Here is a 17,400-nt window from a genome sequence, read left to right as displayed (position 1 = left end):
TAAGCGTGGTTTTTTATATGATCTTTCAAGAAAAATCTTAATGATTTTCCGAAGCGTGATTGATGGTGTATTTTGGAATTTCAATTTCAAGATCTTCATCGACCAGTGTGACCTGACAAGAAAGACGCGAATCAGGTTCCAGACCCCAAGCGCGATCCAGTAAATCTGCTTCTACATCATCCATTTCTTCGAGGCTGTCGAAGCCTTGACGTACCACAACGTGGCACGTTGTACATGCAGCTGACATATCGCAGGCATGTTCGATTTTAATGCCATTTTTGAGTAGGCTTTCGCACAGGTTGGCATTGTGTTCGACTTCAAACTCAGCACCTTCGGGGCAAATCTGCGCATGTGGAAGAACTTTAATACGTGGCATAGTCGTTACCTTAAATTAGTTTGAGTTTGACCAGTCGTCGAGTTTAGTGCCCTTAAGAGCGGCATCAATATGTTGATTCATACGTGCTGCTGCAAAAGCATCACTATGTATTTTAAGCAGTTCAACTGCAGATTCAATCGCTTTGATATCTGAACCTTGAAGCTCGGTTTCAAGTTGTGCCTGTGCAGTTTGCAGTGCTGCCAGTTGCTCTTCAGTCAACAGAGCGGCATCTACTTTTAGTGCCTGAACCAGTGCTTCTAGCTCACGCTGGGCTTCAACTTTGGTTTCATTCAAATGACGCAGATTTTTATCTTCCTCGGCAAATTTATAACCGTCAAGTAATAGGCGCTCAGTATCTTCCCCGGATAAGCCATAAGATGGCTTAATATCAATTTGCGCATGCACGCCAGATGTTGTTTCTTTGGCAGATACCGTCAACAAACCATCAGCATCGACCTGGAAAGTTACTTCGATACGTGCCTGACCGGCTGTCATTGGTGGAATGCCATGCAAGACAAAACGACCCAGACTACGACAATGTTCAACCAGATCACGTTCACCTTGAACCACATGGATCAACATGGCAGTCTGGCCATCTTGATAGGTAGTAAATTCCTGACGACGTGCTACAGGAATGGCTGTATTACGTGAAATCAGACGTTCCACCAGTCCGCCCATGGTTTCTAAACCTAAAGACAGTGGGGTAACATCCAGTAATAAGGAACCATCAGTCGAGTTGCCTATCAGTTGGTTTGCTGTAATCGATGCGCCAATGGCAACCACTTCATCCGGGTTAATCGTGCACAGCGGTTCTTGGCTAAATACGTCACCAACTGCTTTTTGTACGGCATAAGAACGGGTTGAGCCACCCACCAGAACCACATTTTGAATGTCATCCAGTTCAAGCTTGGCATCACGCATCACACGTTTACATACGCTGATGGTTTTGTCCAAAGCAACTTTAATGATTTCTTCAAAGGTTGGACGGTCAAGGTTTAAAACTTGATCGAGTAATTTGAGTTGAACTGAATCTGCATCAGACAAAGCTTCTTTGGCCTTACGTGCTGCCACAATAAAATGTGCATATTCAGCATCATCTAAAGTTTCGATGTTTAGCTGTTTCTTGGCCCATTTCAAAATTAAACGGTCCAGGTCATCACCACCGAGGGCAGTGTGGCCACCAGTCGCAAGCACTTCAAACACGCCTTGCGAAAAACGCAAAATCGAAACGTCGAAAGTACCGCCACCCAAGTCATAAATCACATAGTTGCGATCTGTACTCAAGTTGCTTTCCTGATCGAGGCCATAAGCCACAGCAGCAGCGGTTGGCTCATTCAATAAACGTAAAACATTCAAACCGGCAAGCTGGGCAGCATCTCGGGTTGCCTGACGCTGTGCTTCATCAAAATACGCTGGAACGGTAATCACTGCACCATTCACCGGATTTTTCAGACTTGCTTCAGCACGATCTTTGAGCTGCTTTAAAATTTCTGCAGAAATTTCAACCGGAGTTTTACGACCTTGTGCGGTTTCAAAAGCCGGCATTTCATTCGCTTCGCCGACCAAGGCATAAGGATGCTGGAATTTGATATCCGCTTGAGAGCGCCCCATGAAACGCTTGACTGAAACGATGGTATTTTTAGGATCGCTGGTAATAAAAGGCGCGGCTTCATTACCATATTGAGTCTGCTGTTCTGCATAATGCACGATAGAAGGAAGTAGCACACGACCTTGTTCGTCATTCAGCACTTTGGCTTTACCTGAAAGAACCGTGGCAACCAAAGAGTGGGTGGTGCCTAAATCGATACCAATCGCAATGCGGTGTTCATGTGGTGCACTTGATTGACCTGGTTCTGCAATTTGCAAGAGAGCCATAGTGTTACATCCTTTGCACGTTAAATATTAAAAATTAGAAATCATCATCAAGGTCAAAGCTGTCATCGTCCAGGAAGCGGTCTTCCGCCTTGTCGATATCTGCCATGACTTTAACAAAGAAGCGTAGTTTACGCACTGTATCGCGTGCTTCAGCCCAGTCTTCATCGGTATAGTCAATTTTAAACTCACGAACCAGACCGTCAATCCATTGCTGTACTTCAACTTTCAGTGAAGTTAAATCTTCAGCAGAGGTGGCATCGTCGAGTTGTTCACGAATTTCCAGAGCGTCCTGCAAGAATTCAAAATCACTGATCGATTGATCTAAGTGATAATCCTGTTTCTTGAGGGACAATAAATACGCTGCACGGCTATCGACCGCTGACAAAACTTTAAAAGCCTGATTGATATCGCTTGATTTAATCAGGGCCTGATCTTTGTCTTCAGCTTTATCGGGATGATATTGTTGCTGTAACTTTAAAAATTCAGTTTTTAAAGTTGCCAAATCAATATCGAGTGCTACTGGAAGATTGAACAGCTCAAAATGATTCATGGGAGATGGGGTCCGCGATTAATGTGCAAAAATAACTGTATAAATGCAATTAAAACAGTGTGAAACACACTGTTTTAATGTCAAAAGAGAATAACTGCCGGGTTTATACAGTGAAGGATTCACCACAACCGCATTCGCCTTTTTTGTTGGGGTTGTTAAATTCAAAGCCTTCGTTCAAGCCGTTTTTAACATAGTCCATCTCCATACCTTCAAGATAAACCAGACTTTTCGGATCAATGAATACTTTAACCCCAAACTGCTCAAATGCTTGGTCATGTGTATCGACTTCGTCAACGAACTCGAGTACATAAGCCAGACCAGAACAGCCTGAAGTTTTCACACCAACGCGAATGCCTTCACCCTTACCGCGATTTTTTAAATAATTGCTGATATGAGTTGCAGCATTTTCAGTTAAATGGATCATGAAAACTCCGTTAAAATTTAAAAACGTGGAACAATTAAGCTTTAACTTTCTTGTTACGGTAGTCTTCTACAGCTGCTTTGATTGCATCTTCTGCAAGAACAGAGCAGTGTACTTTTACTGGTGGAAGTGCCAGTTCAGTTGCAATATCGATATTCTTGATTGCTTGAGCTTGATCCAAAGTTTTACCTTTGAGCCATTCAGTCACCAAAGAACTTGATGCGATTGCTGAACCACAACCATAAGTTTTAAAACGTGCTTCTTCAATTACGCCTGCATCGTTGACTTGAATCTGTAAACGCATCACGTCACCACATGCGGGTGCACCAACCATACCCGTACCAACGTTTTCAGCATTTTTATCTAAAACGCCAACATTACGAGGGTTTTCGTAATGATCAATTACTTTTTCGCTATAAGCCATGTTGCTTCTCCAAACCTCGGGGTCAGCCTTAGTATTATTAAATATGGGGGTTAAAAAACTTTTCTCAATGAGATAGCAACCGATTGGTCACTATCTCAGAATGAAGATTAGTGCTCAGCCCATTCAACTTTAGAAAGGTCGATACCTTCTTTAAACATATCCCAAAGCGGAGAAAGTTCACGTAACTTCTCAACAGCAGCTTTAGTGATACTCAATACATGGTCGATATCTTCTTCAGTGGTGTATTTACCAAAGCTGAAGCGGATCGAACTGTGTGCAAGCTCGTCTGAAAGACCCAATGCACGAAGTACATAAGAGGGTTCCAGTGTTGCAGAGGTACATGCTGAACCTGAAGATACCGCAGCATCTTTCAAGGCCATCATCAGTGATTCACCTTCAACAAAGTTGAAGCTGATATTCAAGTAGTTCGCTACGTTTTGTGTAGGATGACCATTCAAGAACACCTGTTCAAGGTCTTGTACGCCATTCCAAAGCTTGTCGCGAAGTACACGTAAGCGGGTTTGTTCAGCTTCCAGATTCTTGCCTGCAAGTTCGAATGCTTCACCCATCCCCACGATTTGATGCGTTGCCAGCGTACCTGAACGCATACCACGTTCATGACCGCCACCATGCATTTCAGCTTTAAGGCGTACACGTGGGCTACGACGTACAAACAGGGCACCAATACCTTTGGGGCCGTAGATCTTGTGCGCAGAGAAGCTCATCAGGTCTACTTTTAAAGTTGAAAGATCAATTTCAACTTTACCTGCCGCTTGTGCTGCATCGACATGGAAGAAAATTTTGTTGGCACGAGTGATTTCACCAATCGCTGCAACATCAGTAACCGTACCGATTTCGTTGTTCACCATCATCAGTGAAACCAGAATCGTATCTGGACGAATTTCTGCTTGAACCATTTCCGGAGTAATTAAACCGGTTTGCGGCTGTGGTTCAATATAGGTAATCTCAAAACCTTCAGACTCTAACTCACGGCACGTATCTAAAATTGCCTTGTGTTCGATTTTAGAGGTAATGATATGTTTACCTTTCGATGCATAGAAATGAGCCACACCTTTAAGCGCAAGGTTGTCTGATTCGGTTGCACCTGAAGTCCATACGATTTCACGTGGATCAGCTTTAATTAAATTAGCGACCTGTTCACGTGCATATTCAACTTTTTCTTCTGCTTGCCAGCCATAAGCATGTGAACGAGATGCAGCATTACCGAAGGTACCTTCGAATGTTAAACATTCCATCATACGTTCAGCAACCTGAGGATCTACCGGAGTCGTAGCTGCATAATCAAGATAAATCGGACGTTTCATGTCAAATACCTGTAACCGATAAAAGGGCTGAATCAAAGGATGCTGAATTTTGGCGTAATGACACTGTTTGTACATTGTCACGTGCAACCAGATCAGCAAGCGAGATTTTTGCTAAATAATCGGCAATGTGGTGGGAGAGTTCCTGCCATAAATCATGAGTCAAGCACATCGCACCATTCTGGCAGTTGCCTTTATGGTCACAGCGAGTCGCATCAACTGTTTCGTTTACAGCTTCGATAATTGCTAACACAGTAATTTCATCTGCATTACGTGCTAAATGGTATCCACCATTTGCTCCACGAACACTTGAAACCAAGCCATGGCGCTTGAGTTTCGCAAATAACTGCTCAAGATAGGCAACAGAAATAGTTTGACGTGCCGCAATTTCGGCGAGCGTAATCGTTTTTTCAGAAGGCTGCAAAGCTAGATCAAGTAGAGCAGTCACAGCGTAGCGACCGCGAGTGGTTAGGCGCATGATTCGATACACATGGTTAGACTAGATGTATCGATTTTAAGAATCCCGACTAAATTAGTCAAGTTATTTTTAGTAGACCTTAGTGGGATTTAATTTTTTCATAATGAAAGATTTAGATACTGAGCCAATTATACACTAATAACGTAATCAAAAGTATGCTACTCAGGCCAAAAACAATATTAATGCGCTTTTGACGGCGTTCGATCCGTTTCAGGCGGTTTTTATACTGCTTGACTTCTACCTGCAAGGTATTGATCTTGGAACGCTGCTCTTCAATTTTCTTTAAGAGTGGTGCTATACGCTTTTTGGACGCAATAATTTCCGTTTCATCAGTGGGTGTTTCAGACAGCCAGTGTTTCCAGTCGGCTAATACTTTTGGCAAGCTGAATACGGTTAATAAATCACGAAATTCGTCTTTCAAAACCTGATGACCATCAATGCGCATACTACGAATGCTACGACGATTGCCAAAAATAAAAATTTTGATCAGATCGGGAAGTGTGGTACGCACATCCAGATCTACAATGCGACCCGGTGCTTTATGGTCAAATAAAAGACCATTTGTGGTGAATTGCACATAAAAGTCGAAATATGGAATATAGCTATTGATTTTAATCGAGATATTTTCATCTACAAACTTCTTGGCTTGTAATGCAACGACACGATCATGCTTGAGAATGAAGGTAAATATTGTTTCTAAAACAATTAACGTCATCGTAAGCAACAAATGCGGTTGATTTTGACTTTGTTGCGATTCGCTCATATACAACCAATCCTTACCTGAAATATAAAGTGAAAAAGCTTCCTGCCTGTGAAGAGATTTCAGGGTTAAATCAAATTAGACTTGAAATAAATTGCTTTGTAGAACAGTTTAGCAAATCTATCAAGTACTAAATTTGCTATTATGCAGTGATTTTGTAGAATAATTTATAATAATTGCGCAGAAAACAAACAGGAGCCGTGCACATGGACAAGTCAAAAACAGCACAAGACTCAGCTGAAGCTTTAAACCAGAAAACAGTGAAAGCCAAGTCCAAATCTGCCTCGGAGCGCAAATCGGCTCTTGATTTTCGTAAATATACCAAACAGATCTGGCTGGCTGGACTGGGAGCATTTTCACGTGCCGAAGAAGAAGGCAATAAACTGTTTGACTCACTGGTCAAGGTTGGAGAAGAACTGGAGTCTAAAACTGCAGATATTGCAGATCAAACTGTAGAAAAGGTCTCAGAAAAGGCCAAAGAGTCGGTCACAGAGACCAAAGATAAAGTAGAAAAGCTGATCGACAACTCTGTTCATCACTCATTGAATCGTATAGGATTAGTCACACTCAAGGATGTACAACATTTGGAACGTTTAATCCTTCAGTTACATGCCAAAGTTGATCAGTTGACTGCGGAACAAGAAAAAATGCAGGAAGAATTGTCGAAAAAAACACAAATAAAATGACTTTATTTATTATTCAATGTTTTTTTCGCATATTTTTTGAAAAAAAAGAGGTTCTTAAGTATTGCGTTTATACCTAAAGCATTGCTATAAAGGCGTTATGGCATGTTAAACAAATTCTTGAACCTTAAATAAACGATATTAAGAGGACGTAATCTTCATGAATAAATCAGAATTAATTGATGCAATTGCAGAGAAAGGGGGATTATCTAAGGCTGACGCAGGTAAAGCTTTAGATGCTACAATTGCTTCTGTTACTGAAGCTTTAAAAGCGGGTGATACAGTTACTTTGGTCGGTTTTGGTACTTTCGGTGTAAAAGAACGTGCTGCACGTACTGGCCGTAACCCACAGACTGGCGCTACTCTTGAGATCAAAGCAAGCAAAGTGCCTAGCTTCAAAGCGGGTAAAGGCTTAAAAGACGCTGTAGCTTAAGCTTACCCAGCGATGAAACGCGCCTTCTTTGGCGCGTTTTTTATTGATAAAATAAATTGTGATGATTAACACATTCATTCAATGGGTATTTTCGGTTAAAATCCTTTGCAAATAAAATATTGGAATACTTATGGAAGCTTTTCGTAAAGTTATTAAGGGTTGGTTGGGTAAAGTTTTACTCGTTCTGTTTTTGACCCCGTTAGCGCTTGTAGGTATTGAAGGATATTTTAGCGGCGGGAGCTCTGATGCGGCAAAATCCGTGAACGGAACTGAAATATCTCAAAAAGAATTAGAGTCACTGACGAAATCATTTAAAGAACAATATCTCAGTTATGCCAATGGCGATGAAACCTTGCTGAATCAAAGCTTCATTGACCAGAAAGCCATGGATACTTTGGTTTCACGTACCTTATTGCTACAACAGGCAGAAGAATTAGGCATCAGCCTGAGTGACCAGCAAATTGTACAGATGATTGCCCAGCAGCCGACTTTCCAGCAAGATGGTAAGTTCTCTGATGCTTTATATGAGAACTATCTTAAATCAATTGGCATGACCAATCGTGCTTTAGTCGAAAGTTTGCGTAAAGATCATGCGCTGAAAATGCTGTCTTCGACATTCCTGGACTATCCACTGGTGAGTCCGGTCGAAATGCAGCAAATTGCCGATTTACAGACTGAACAGCGTCATATTCATATTTCCAGTATTAATCTGGACAGTTATAAACAAGATGTCAAAGTCAGCGATGCTGAAGTCGCTGCCTATTATGAACAGCACAAGGCATCGTTTACACAGCCGACCAGTGTAGATGTAGACTATGTGGTGTTGAAGCCAAGTGATATTCAAGCACAGGGTTTGGCAGTGACAGATGCTGAACTTCAGGAAGCGTATACAGCCTTTGTTGCGACACAAAAACAGGCAGTTAAACCAGAGGTGAAGCATATTTTGATTACGGCGGACAGTCGTAGTGATGCTGAAGCACAAAAACTGGCTGCAGAAGTGGCAGCGAAAATTAAAGCCGGTAACACTTTTGCACAGGCTGCAGCACAATATTCTGAAGATCCTGAATCCAAGTCTAAAGGCGGAGCAATTGCAGTCTATGAAACTGGCGTATTTGGTAGCACATTTGACCAGGCTGTTAGCTCTTTAAAATCAGGTCAGGTCTCTGCTCCTGTGAAAACAGATTATGGCTATCATATTATTTCTGTGCAATCACCTGATGTGGCTGTGCCATCTTTTGAGTCACAAAAAGCACGTTTATCTGAAGAGGTTTTGGCTGCTAAAAAATCCAATGCATTCTCCGATACGGTGAATAGCTTGAATGATATGGTGGTGGGAAGTGATTCTCTGGAGGTTGTTACACAAGAAGTGAAAGGCGTGCAGGTTCAGAAAGCCCAAGGAGTAAAACTTTCAACCCGTGACCCAGTGTTGAGCGATGCCAACCTTAAAGTCAAACTGTTTAATGATGATGTCAAAAATGGTGATCGTAATGCTTCATCAAGCATTCAGTTGGCCAATGGTGATGTGGCCTGGATCAAGGTGCGTGACTATCATGCAGCTGGTGAACAAACACTGGCAGAAGCGAAACAGCGTGTTCAGGTTCAATTGATTGAAGACAAAGCCGCTGCTTTGGCAAAAGCAAAAATTCAGAAAGCTCTGGATGAGTTCAAAACCAAACCTGCTGCATCAGTCGCCAAAGGTGCTTTGATTTTTGAAGATGCTGGCGTGTATACCCGTGCTGAAGGTTTGCTAAAACGTGATGTACAACGTGCCGCTTTTAGTCTTCCGACACCAAAAGCAGGCCATTGGTCAGTGACCACAGCGAAAATGCCAAATGAGCTGGTCGTGGTTGCGGTATCAGAAGTAAAGAAAAACCCGGTGGATGTATTGAGTGCAGAGCAACGTAGTGAGTTGGTGAAGTTGTATCAGCAACTTCGTGGTCAGCAAGAATTTGATGACTATACGCGCTACCTGAAATCTCAGGCAAAAATCAAATAAGACGCTCTTAAATAAAAAAACCAGCCTGCGGGCTGGTTTTTTATGCTCTAGCCAAATGAGGGTTTAAGCACGAATAATCAGTTCATAACCGGTATATTTACGCATATTGATTACACCGGTATCCAGAATTAAATACTGACCTTTAATACCCTGTAATTTGCCACGAATCACCGGAGTTTTATCCAGATTATGTGATTTAATCTTTTCTGGATATTGCTCGACCGGATAAATAAACTCGCGTGCCAATTCCTGCTCAAGCACTTCAATATTTTCATTAAACTCAAGATTCTGATTAAATTCTTCACGAATGCTTTGAATTTTAGGTGCAAATTCTTCTAACAGCTGTTCACGGACTTCAATCAGATTCAGTGGTTCTGCTTCACCTTTGAGCAGCTTGCGCCAGTCTGTTTTGTCTGCGACCTGCGTACCAAACATGACTTCCAATTTGCCAGAGAGGCGACGTGAGCCAACTTTCATAATCGGCAGGGCTTGGGTTGCGCCCTGATCCAGCCAGCGGGTCGGCATTTGGCTGGTACGGGTAATCCCGACCTTCAATGCACTGGAATTGGCTAGATAGACAATATGCGGTTGAAAGCAGACATTCTGGGCAAATTCATCTTCGCGGCAAGTGCCTAAATGATAATGACAGGTTTCTGGCTTCATGATGCACATATCACATGAAGCATTGGTCTTAAAACATTTAAAACAGTGACCTTGCGAGAAAGATTTTGAGGTTTTATTGCCACAAGATACGCAATAAATCTTCCCCGTCCATTCAATCTCGATGTCTTGGCCTAAATTAAACGGAAGATCGATTTCTGCACGATCCAGAATTAATTTATACTCAACATTTGCCCGCTGTATCTGTTGATCAGTTACACTAAGGTCTTTGAGGCCGACATGCATTTTATGGCAAATGCCCTGAAGTTCCATAAAGATTACTCACTTAAATCATAAGGATGCAGTTATGGCTGAGCAGAATGTCATTACTTCAATGCTAGACGATTTCGCACAGGAACAGCCAATTCATACTGCTATTTGTATTGGGCAGGACTTAAGGCAAGTCCAGTTTCAGCCATCTATTCAATGGCACTATTTTAGCGTATCTGGCTTTTTAAATCTGCCTTTTCAGCAACGTTATGACCTGGCTGTGGTAATGCTGGATACGATAGAAACCGAATATTTGTCTGAACAGATCATGAGTCGAATCTTGGTGAAATTGCGTGATTTATTTGCTAAACGTCTGGTGGTGATCAGTCGGCTGCAAGATGAAAAACTATTGAGAGCTTTGGGATTTACCCAGCTGATTGACAAGACCACGCACGGGGCGGATTTTGCGCTGTGGCAGTTTAATATTTTAACCTATAAGCATGTGCCCGACTGGTTTAATTCCAAGTTCTGGGCCAATCCGGAAAACTGGGATAAATTTCGCTGGTAAGCCTATGCCTGCTTAATTGCAAATATTAACACAATCCTGCCTAGACAATATGAGGACAGACCGTATTCTGTAACTATGATGCATACAGGATATAGAGCATGACGAATCTGAGTAATATCGTGGAAATATTGGCCAAGCAGGCATTGGGTGGCGGGCAGTCTCAAAAGCGATCTTCACAGCAGGGTGGTCTGGCAGATATCCTGGGATCGGTATTGGGTCATTTGAATAAATCTCAGACTCAACAAGATCAGAGTCAACACAATCAGAATCAGCAGAATCAAGCCGGCCAGCAGACCCGACAAAATGGTTTGGGTGCAATTTTAGGTTCAGTTCTCAGTCAGTTAGGTGGGGCAAATCGTCAAAGTACTGCTCAACCCCGTTCAGGATTGGGAGGAGGTTCGACTGGCAAAACCTTATTGATTGCTGTGCTACCTCTGGTACTGGCCTGGATTCAAAAACAGGGTGGTTTACAGGGTGCATTGGATAAGCTTAAAGGACAGGGGTTGAATAGTCAGGTTGATGACTGGGTGTCGACTGGCCCGGGTGAAAATGCCAATGTCGATCCGCAGCAGGTACAAAATCTGTTTGATGATCAGGAAATTGAAGAAGTTGCACAGCAAACCCATGCGCCTAAACAGGATGTGTATAGTGCAATTTCACAAGTTTTGCCGCAGATTATTGACTCACTTACGCCACAGGGTGAACAGACCAGTAAGCAGGAAGCCAATAATGATATTCAAAATGTCTTGAATATGGTCTCAGGGCTTCTCAAAAAATAAATTCCATCATTAAAAAATCCCGATTTGAGTCGGGATTTTTTAATGCTATGCAGACTTTAAAATCGCTAATCTAGGTTCAGGCTAAACAGCTGGTTAGAGTCGCAGATTTTTTTGGCAATATAATGAGATTTTCGGGTACGAATTAAAATAATTTGCGATTGAAAACCCAGTTCACCAAACTCTGGCTCTACCTGTACATAATGCAGTTGCCCATATTCATCTCGAACCCGCGCTTGAGCAGAAAATCCAGGGCGGGCATTGCCACTTGAAATCGTTGCCAGACGGCCGAGCAAATTGACATTATTCTTTTTATATTTGGGTGGAATGACCTGATCCAGGCAATGAATCATGAAAATCGTAAAAAAAGTGGCAATAATTAAAGCCGGAATAATCAGATAATAAGCCGGCAGAAACTCAAACTCCTGAGAATAGATCAGGAATTGTAAAACATAGCCAGCAAAGCTGAAATTCATCAGAAAGAAAAATACAATTAGAGTTTTGGAGAATTTGACATTCAACAGGTCTAATTGTTGAAAATTATAAGGTGAAATTTTTTGCAAAAATTTGCTGGATCTGAGTCCAAAATAGAAACCAATGGTTTTCACCACGCCAAACAAAATAATCGCCAATAAACTGAGATGAAAAGGCATCAGATTATAGTCTAGAAAAAATGCAGGCATGGTGAAGTCCGTTTTAGATCTTATTCTGTGAGGTAAATTCCACCATCAGAATGCACGGTAATTTCTACTTTTTCAAGTGACTGACCTTGGCAAGGCCCGGAAATACATTCACCGCTTTCTACCAAAAATAGTGCACCATGCGTTGAACATTCAATAAATTCCTGATCACGATCCAAAAACTGGTTTTCCAGAAATTCCAGCTCGACTTGCAAATGCGGACACAGGTTTTGATAGGCATAAAAAGCTCCATCGCGCTGGGTAATAAAAATAATATCCCCATTCTCCAGTTCAAAAGAGCGTGCTTCACGCTCTGGAACATCTTCGGTCATACAAATTTTAAACATTAAGCACATTCCTTCTGAAAGTCTTGTAATAATGCCGCATAGTCTTCAATCGCTAAACGTGGGCCAAATTGCGAAACCACCTGACTGGAAATTAAAATCGCCAGTTCAGCCGCAGTTTTAAGACCTAGGTTGGCATTCAAGGCATACAGGAAAGCCCCGGCAAATGCATCACCGGCACCATTCGCATCTACTGCAGTAACTTTGCGGCCAGGCACTTTAAATGTATTGTCGTGATCCGAAATAAGTGCACCCTCGGCTGACAATGTAATGACAACGTGTTGACTGAGTGTTTTTAATTTAACTAGAGCCGCGTCAATATTATCGGTCTCTGTATACATCAGGGCTTCTTGCTGGTTACACAGCAACAGGTCGACACCTTCTGCAATCATTTCATCCAGACCGGCACGCGCATATTGCACCATGGCAGGATCCGATAAAGTTAAAGCAATTTTAACTCCGTTAGCGTGGGCAATTGCACGTGCCTGTTTGACGGCATGGCGTGCTGTTTCAGAAGTCGATAAATAACCTTCGATATATAGCCATTTCGCAGTATTTAGCGCACTAAAATCAATTTGTTGATCCGTGAGTTCAGCAGTAATACCTAGATAAGTATGCATGGTACGTTCAGAATCAGGACTCACCAGAACCATACAAGTTCCCGTTACACCTTCGCTGATCGACTGGATTGTGGTCTGAATGCCCGCATCATTTAAACCTTTCAGATAGATTTGCCCCAGTTCATCATTACCAACACGGCAACCATAAAATGCAGAACCGCCAAGTGCAGAAAATGCCACGGTAGTGTTGGCTGCTGAACCGCCTGAAGCCTGACCTTTATAAACTTGAGTCGCTTGAAGATTTTGATAAAGCGTGGCCTGAGTATCACCATCTGTCAGCTGCATGGTGCCTTTTTGCAAGTGATGTGCAGTTAAAAAGTCGTCAGACACTTTAAATTCTTGGTCAATCAGCGCATTACCAATTGCAAAAAGATCAACATTTGCCATGTTTAAATATCACATTAAAAATGAAAGTGCCAAGTTTACACGATTGCTTGGGATTGCTGTAGTTTGCTGAATCATTTTCAAATATTTTCCAAGAATGCTGTATTTTATTCAGTGACTATCTTTGGTCTAAGATTTGACTTATTTTTATGCACTACGTTGCTGTAGCATTGATTTAAGCATCAAATTTTATTTATAAGGATATATCGCGTTCGACATGATACTTTAACGTCGTTCTGCGAAGATCATTCTTCACAATCATTTCAAATAGTGTGCGTATATGGATATTAAAATTGTAAAAGTTGAACAACTTCCTGACCAAGTCGAAACGCTAGCGACCCTTGCGCGTAAAGAAGGCTTAGATGTGTTGGATAAGTTAATTGAAGAATATCGCACCGGTAAAAACTGCTTTGCTCAAGCCAATGAACATTTACTGGTCGCGCATGATGGCAAAAAACTGATTGCCTGTGGTGGCCTAAACCAGCAATGGGGCGATAATGGCATTGAAGAGCGGATTGGTCGTGTGCGCCGTTTTTATGTCCATCCAAAATATCGGCTGCATGGGGTCGGTAAACAGCTTCTGGCTTATCTGGAACAGTTGGCAGCTCCGCATTATTCGGCCTTATGTCTGCAAACAGATACCCGACTGGCTGCAAGTTTTTATCAAAAACAGAATTATGTATTTGTGGAAAATAATCCAAGTTATAACTACTTCAAATATTTGATTTCGTGATCTTGCGGCTGTTGAGCCAGACTTAGCCAGTAAATTTGATGATTTAATTTTCAAATGATCAAGTTTACTTAATTCGATCAAAATCCTCGGTTTTCAACGTGAATAATTCAGATAACTAAAGCTATAATGTCCTTAGTTATTTTAATTAAAGCATTAGGAGATCGCATGACTGTAGATGTCACTGAAACCATTTCTCAAACTGTACATCCTGCGTTTCAGTTGTTACGTCAACAACATGTTGAAGCTTTAGACATTTTTGTGTCTGAATATAAACATAAAGTGACTGGTGCCACACATTATCATCTGGCGACCAATCACGATGAAAATGTCTTTCTGGTGGCGTTTCGTACCCAGCCGATGGATTCTAAAGGCGAAGCACATATTTTGGAACATACTGCATTATGCGGTTCAGAAAAGTTCCCGGTGCGCGATCCATTCTTCCTGATGATCCGCCGTTCATTGAACACCTTTATGAATGCCTTTACTGCGGCAGACTGGACGGCTTATCCATTTGCAACGCAAAACAGCAAAGATTTTCAAAACCTGCTTGAAGTGTATATGGACGCGGCATTTGCTGCGAACCTGAATCCACTGGATTTTGCACAAGAAGGCATTCGCATTGAGCTGGAAAATGGCGAGCCAGTCTATAAAGGCGTGGTCTTTAATGAAATGAAAGGGGCGATGAGCTCTCCTTCAGACCAGCTTTATCACACGCTGGCGCATCATTTATATCCGCATACCACTTATCATTATAATTCTGGTGGTGATCCTAAAGATATTCCTGACTTAACTTACCAAGAGTTAGTCGATTTCTATAAGTCACATTATCATCCAAGTAATGCAGTCTTCATGACTTTTGGTAATCAATCTGCATTTGAACTGCAAGAACAGTTTGAAAAACTGGCATTGTCCAAATTCGAGCAGGGTCAGACCTTATATCCAACGCCTGAAACCCGTTTGACTGCACCATTGACTGTGACAGACAGCTATGCAGTCGATGCTGAAGATCTTCAGGACAAGACCTATCATGTGTTGTCATGGTTATTGCCTGAAGCCAGTGATATTAAACTGCGTTTGGGTATGCGTTTAGTCGAAGGGATTCTGCTTGAAGATTCTGCATCACCATTGCGTCATTATCTGGAAACCTGTGGTTATGCCCAGTCGACCGGTCCATTTATGGGCGTGGATGACTCTAATTTCGAGATGACTTTCTACTGTGCGGTGCAGGGTTCAAATCCTGAACATGCAGAAGAATTTAAAAATGGTGTGTTCAAGGTGCTGGAAGATGTTGCCTCGAAACCGGTCGATCAGAACATGGTCGATGCAATCCTGCATCAGATTGAATTGCATCAGCGTGAAATCAATGGCGATGGCACGCCTTATGGTCTGAGCCTGATTCTGAGCGGTCTGGGCAGTGCGATTCATCACCGCGATCCGGTCGAAGTCTGGGATGTGGATTCTGCCATTGCTGCGGTGAAAGAAGAACTGCAAGATCCAATGTGGCTCTCCAATCTGATTAAAGAATATTTGCTGGATAATCCGCATCGTGTACAACTGACCCTGGTTCCTGATGCGACAAAATCTGCCAAAGAAGCGGCCGATGAAAAAGCCCGTCTGGTTGAAATTGGCAAGAATCTGACCGAAGAGCAGAAAGCAGACATTATTGCCCAGACTGAAGCATTGAATGTGCGTCAGGATACACCGGATGACTTGAACTTATTGCCAAAAGTCGGTCTGGAAGATGTACCTGCGGAATTACAGATTGTTCAGGGCCAGTTACGCGAGATTATCTGTAATCAGGTCGATACGCCGTTGAATCTGTATCATGCCGGTACCAATGGTATTTATTATCAACAGGTTTTAGTGAATATTCCAGATGAAGTGGTGCAGTCGCCATACTTCAACCTGCTTTCGATCCTGATGGGCGAAGTCGGTGCGGGTGAATATGATTATCTGGAATTCCAGCAACTGCAAACTGCGGTAAGTGGCGGTCTGGGTATGGGCGCATCGTTGCGCTCTAAAGTCGATGACAAAAACAAGATCAGTGCCTGGTTGACTTTGACGACCAAGTCGCTGGTTAATCATCTGGATGCGATCCGTCTGTTGAAAATCGGTTTTGAACAGCTACGTTTTGATGAGAAAGACCGTATTGTTGAGCTGTTACAACAGCGTAAAACACGTTGGCAGTCACGTGTTTCCGGTTCGGGGCATAGCTATGCGATGCAATCTGCATCTCGTCAGCACAGTGCCTTGGCATTGCGTGATTATCACAATACTGGTTTGGGTGCATTAAACTGGCTGATCGAGCTGGTCTCTAAAATTGAAAAAGATCCGGCTGAATATGATCTGCTGATTGACGAGTTAAAACGAATTCATCGTGTCTTGTTGCAAGCCCCGAAGCAGTTCCTGCTGGTGTGTGAAGAGCCGCAATCTGATAGCTTGATTGAAGAAATCCAGAATGTCTGGGACAAACTGGCGGTTGATCCTGCACCGGTTGCACTGACTCAAATCGAAAAAGTGACGCATGATCAGCATGAAGCCTGGTTAATTCAGGCCAATGTCCAGTTCTGCGCGGCTGCTTATCCGGCGGTCGAAGTGGCGCATCCTGATGCTGCTGCCTTGATGGTGCTGGCGGGTTATTTACGTAATGGCTTCCTGCACAGTGCAATCCGTGAAAAAGGTGGTGCTTATGGCGGTGGTGCCAGCTATGACGGCAATGCCTGTTCATTCCGTTTCTACAGCTACCGTGACCCGCGTCTGGCAGAAACCTTTCAGGACTTTGATGCCAGTATTCAGTGGTTACTCAATGCGCCGCAACAGCCGCATCAACTGGAAGAAGCGATTCTGGGTCTGATTGCCAGTATGGATAAACCGGGTTCACCAGCGGGCGAGGCAATCACTGCATGTTATGCCTATCTGCATCAGCGTACACCAGCATTCCGTAAGAAATTACGTGAACGTCTGTTAAATGTCACACTGGATGATTTAAAGCGTGTTGCACAAACTTATCTGCTTGAGCAGCAGGCTACTAAGGCAGTCGTGGCGCCAGTGGCAAAACGTGAAACGCTGGAGCAGCTTGGTTTTGTAATTCAACAAGTTCTATAAAT

General features: G+C 42.7%; 19 protein-coding genes. 7 read left to right on the top strand and 12 right to left on the bottom strand.

What is annotated here, in order from left to right:
• Positions 1 to 37: 37 nt before the first annotated feature.
• The 8 genes from fdx to FTV29_RS03495 form a co-directional block, all read right to left on the bottom strand.
• Positions 38 to 376 carry an ISC system 2Fe-2S type ferredoxin gene (gene fdx, locus FTV29_RS03530; RefSeq protein WP_005171126.1) on the bottom strand — a complete coding sequence of 113 codons (339 nt, stop codon included), beginning with the start codon at positions 374 to 376 and terminating at the stop codon, positions 38 to 40.
• Positions 377 to 391: 15 nt separating this feature from the next.
• Positions 392 to 2,251: a Fe-S protein assembly chaperone HscA gene (gene hscA, locus FTV29_RS03525; RefSeq protein WP_100357144.1), complete on the bottom strand. Its 1,860-nt coding sequence runs from the start codon at positions 2,249 to 2,251 to the stop codon at positions 392 to 394.
• Between the two features lie 34 nt (positions 2,252 to 2,285).
• Positions 2,286 to 2,801: a Fe-S protein assembly co-chaperone HscB gene (gene hscB / locus FTV29_RS03520; protein ID WP_005096765.1), complete on the bottom strand. Its 516-nt coding sequence runs from the start codon at positions 2,799 to 2,801 to the stop codon at positions 2,286 to 2,288.
• A gap of 103 nt (positions 2,802 to 2,904) precedes the next feature.
• A complete protein-coding gene (iscA, locus tag FTV29_RS03515; RefSeq protein ID WP_005096766.1) occupies positions 2,905 to 3,225 on the bottom strand; it encodes an iron-sulfur cluster assembly protein IscA in 321 nt (106 codons plus the stop codon).
• A gap of 34 nt (positions 3,226 to 3,259) precedes the next feature.
• A complete protein-coding gene (gene iscU / locus FTV29_RS03510; RefSeq protein WP_005171124.1) occupies positions 3,260 to 3,646 on the bottom strand; it encodes a Fe-S cluster assembly scaffold IscU in 387 nt (128 codons plus the stop codon).
• Positions 3,647 to 3,753: 107 nt separating this feature from the next.
• Positions 3,754 to 4,971: an IscS subfamily cysteine desulfurase gene (locus FTV29_RS03505; RefSeq protein WP_005171123.1), complete on the bottom strand. Its 1,218-nt coding sequence runs from the start codon at positions 4,969 to 4,971 to the stop codon at positions 3,754 to 3,756.
• 1 nt (position 4,972) lies between these two features.
• Positions 4,973 to 5,446, bottom strand: coding sequence for an Rrf2 family transcriptional regulator (locus FTV29_RS03500; RefSeq protein ID WP_005171122.1), 474 nt, complete (start codon positions 5,444 to 5,446; stop codon positions 4,973 to 4,975).
• 112 nt (positions 5,447 to 5,558) lie between these two features.
• Positions 5,559 to 6,209, bottom strand: coding sequence for a hypothetical protein (locus FTV29_RS03495; protein WP_005171121.1), 651 nt, complete (start codon positions 6,207 to 6,209; stop codon positions 5,559 to 5,561).
• A 203-nt stretch (positions 6,210 to 6,412) separates the two neighbouring features.
• Between FTV29_RS03495 and FTV29_RS03490 the strand changes: the two genes are divergently transcribed.
• The 3 genes from FTV29_RS03490 (at position 6,413) to FTV29_RS03480 (ending at position 9,318) form a co-directional block, all read left to right on the top strand.
• Positions 6,413 to 6,892: a phasin family protein gene (locus tag FTV29_RS03490; protein WP_100355016.1), complete on the top strand. Its 480-nt coding sequence runs from the start codon at positions 6,413 to 6,415 to the stop codon at positions 6,890 to 6,892.
• 157 nt (positions 6,893 to 7,049) lie between these two features.
• Complete coding sequence (locus FTV29_RS03485) at positions 7,050 to 7,322, top strand: HU family DNA-binding protein (RefSeq protein ID WP_004786051.1); 273 nt, start codon at positions 7,050 to 7,052, stop codon at positions 7,320 to 7,322.
• A 130-nt stretch (positions 7,323 to 7,452) separates the two neighbouring features.
• Positions 7,453 to 9,318, top strand: a complete 1,866-nt coding sequence (locus FTV29_RS03480; protein ID WP_180075080.1) for a SurA N-terminal domain-containing protein — start codon at positions 7,453 to 7,455, stop codon at positions 9,316 to 9,318.
• A gap of 63 nt (positions 9,319 to 9,381) precedes the next feature.
• Here FTV29_RS03480 and FTV29_RS03475 read toward each other — a convergent pair whose 3' ends face one another.
• The gene (locus FTV29_RS03475; RefSeq protein WP_005096774.1) at positions 9,382 to 10,251 is read right to left on the bottom strand and encodes a DUF2797 domain-containing protein; all 870 of its coding nucleotides are present in this window, start codon (positions 10,249 to 10,251) and stop codon (positions 9,382 to 9,384) included.
• A 34-nt stretch (positions 10,252 to 10,285) separates the two neighbouring features.
• Between FTV29_RS03475 and FTV29_RS03470 the strand changes: the two genes are divergently transcribed.
• A complete protein-coding gene (locus FTV29_RS03470; RefSeq protein WP_180075079.1) occupies positions 10,286 to 10,756 on the top strand; it encodes a DUF6231 family protein in 471 nt (156 codons plus the stop codon).
• Between the two features lie 98 nt (positions 10,757 to 10,854).
• Positions 10,855 to 11,535, top strand: a complete 681-nt coding sequence (locus tag FTV29_RS03465) for a YidB family protein (RefSeq protein WP_005171114.1) — start codon at positions 10,855 to 10,857, stop codon at positions 11,533 to 11,535.
• Positions 11,536 to 11,600: 65 nt separating this feature from the next.
• Here the strand turns inward: FTV29_RS03465 and FTV29_RS03460 are convergent, their stop codons facing one another.
• Genes FTV29_RS03460 through FTV29_RS03450 form a run of 3 tightly spaced genes read right to left on the bottom strand, consistent with a single transcriptional unit; the run spans position 11,601 to position 13,563 of the window.
• A complete protein-coding gene (locus FTV29_RS03460; RefSeq protein ID WP_005096777.1) occupies positions 11,601 to 12,215 on the bottom strand; it encodes an OB-fold-containig protein in 615 nt (204 codons plus the stop codon).
• A gap of 20 nt (positions 12,216 to 12,235) precedes the next feature.
• Positions 12,236 to 12,544: a Rieske (2Fe-2S) protein gene (locus FTV29_RS03455; protein WP_180075112.1), complete on the bottom strand. Its 309-nt coding sequence runs from the start codon at positions 12,542 to 12,544 to the stop codon at positions 12,236 to 12,238.
• 14 nt (positions 12,545 to 12,558) lie between these two features.
• On the bottom strand, positions 12,559 to 13,563 hold the full coding sequence (locus FTV29_RS03450) for an adenosine kinase (protein WP_180075078.1): 1,005 nt from the start codon (positions 13,561 to 13,563) through the stop codon (positions 12,559 to 12,561).
• A gap of 277 nt (positions 13,564 to 13,840) precedes the next feature.
• Here FTV29_RS03450 and FTV29_RS03445 point away from each other — a divergent pair, with 277 nt between their 5' ends.
• Positions 13,841 to 14,293 carry a GNAT family N-acetyltransferase gene (locus tag FTV29_RS03445; RefSeq protein ID WP_005096782.1) on the top strand — a complete coding sequence of 151 codons (453 nt, stop codon included), beginning with the start codon at positions 13,841 to 13,843 and terminating at the stop codon, positions 14,291 to 14,293.
• Between the two features lie 165 nt (positions 14,294 to 14,458).
• Positions 14,459 to 17,398 carry an insulinase family protein gene (locus tag FTV29_RS03440; protein ID WP_180075077.1) on the top strand — a complete coding sequence of 980 codons (2,940 nt, stop codon included), beginning with the start codon at positions 14,459 to 14,461 and terminating at the stop codon, positions 17,396 to 17,398.
• Positions 17,399 to 17,400 lie beyond the last annotated feature (2 nt).

Origin of the sequence: Acinetobacter sp. YH12254, assembly GCF_013417415.1 — a bacterium.
GTDB classification, from domain to species: domain Bacteria; phylum Pseudomonadota; class Gammaproteobacteria; order Pseudomonadales; family Moraxellaceae; genus Acinetobacter; species Acinetobacter pseudolwoffii.
This window is presented reverse-complemented; position numbering and strand designations above follow the sequence as displayed.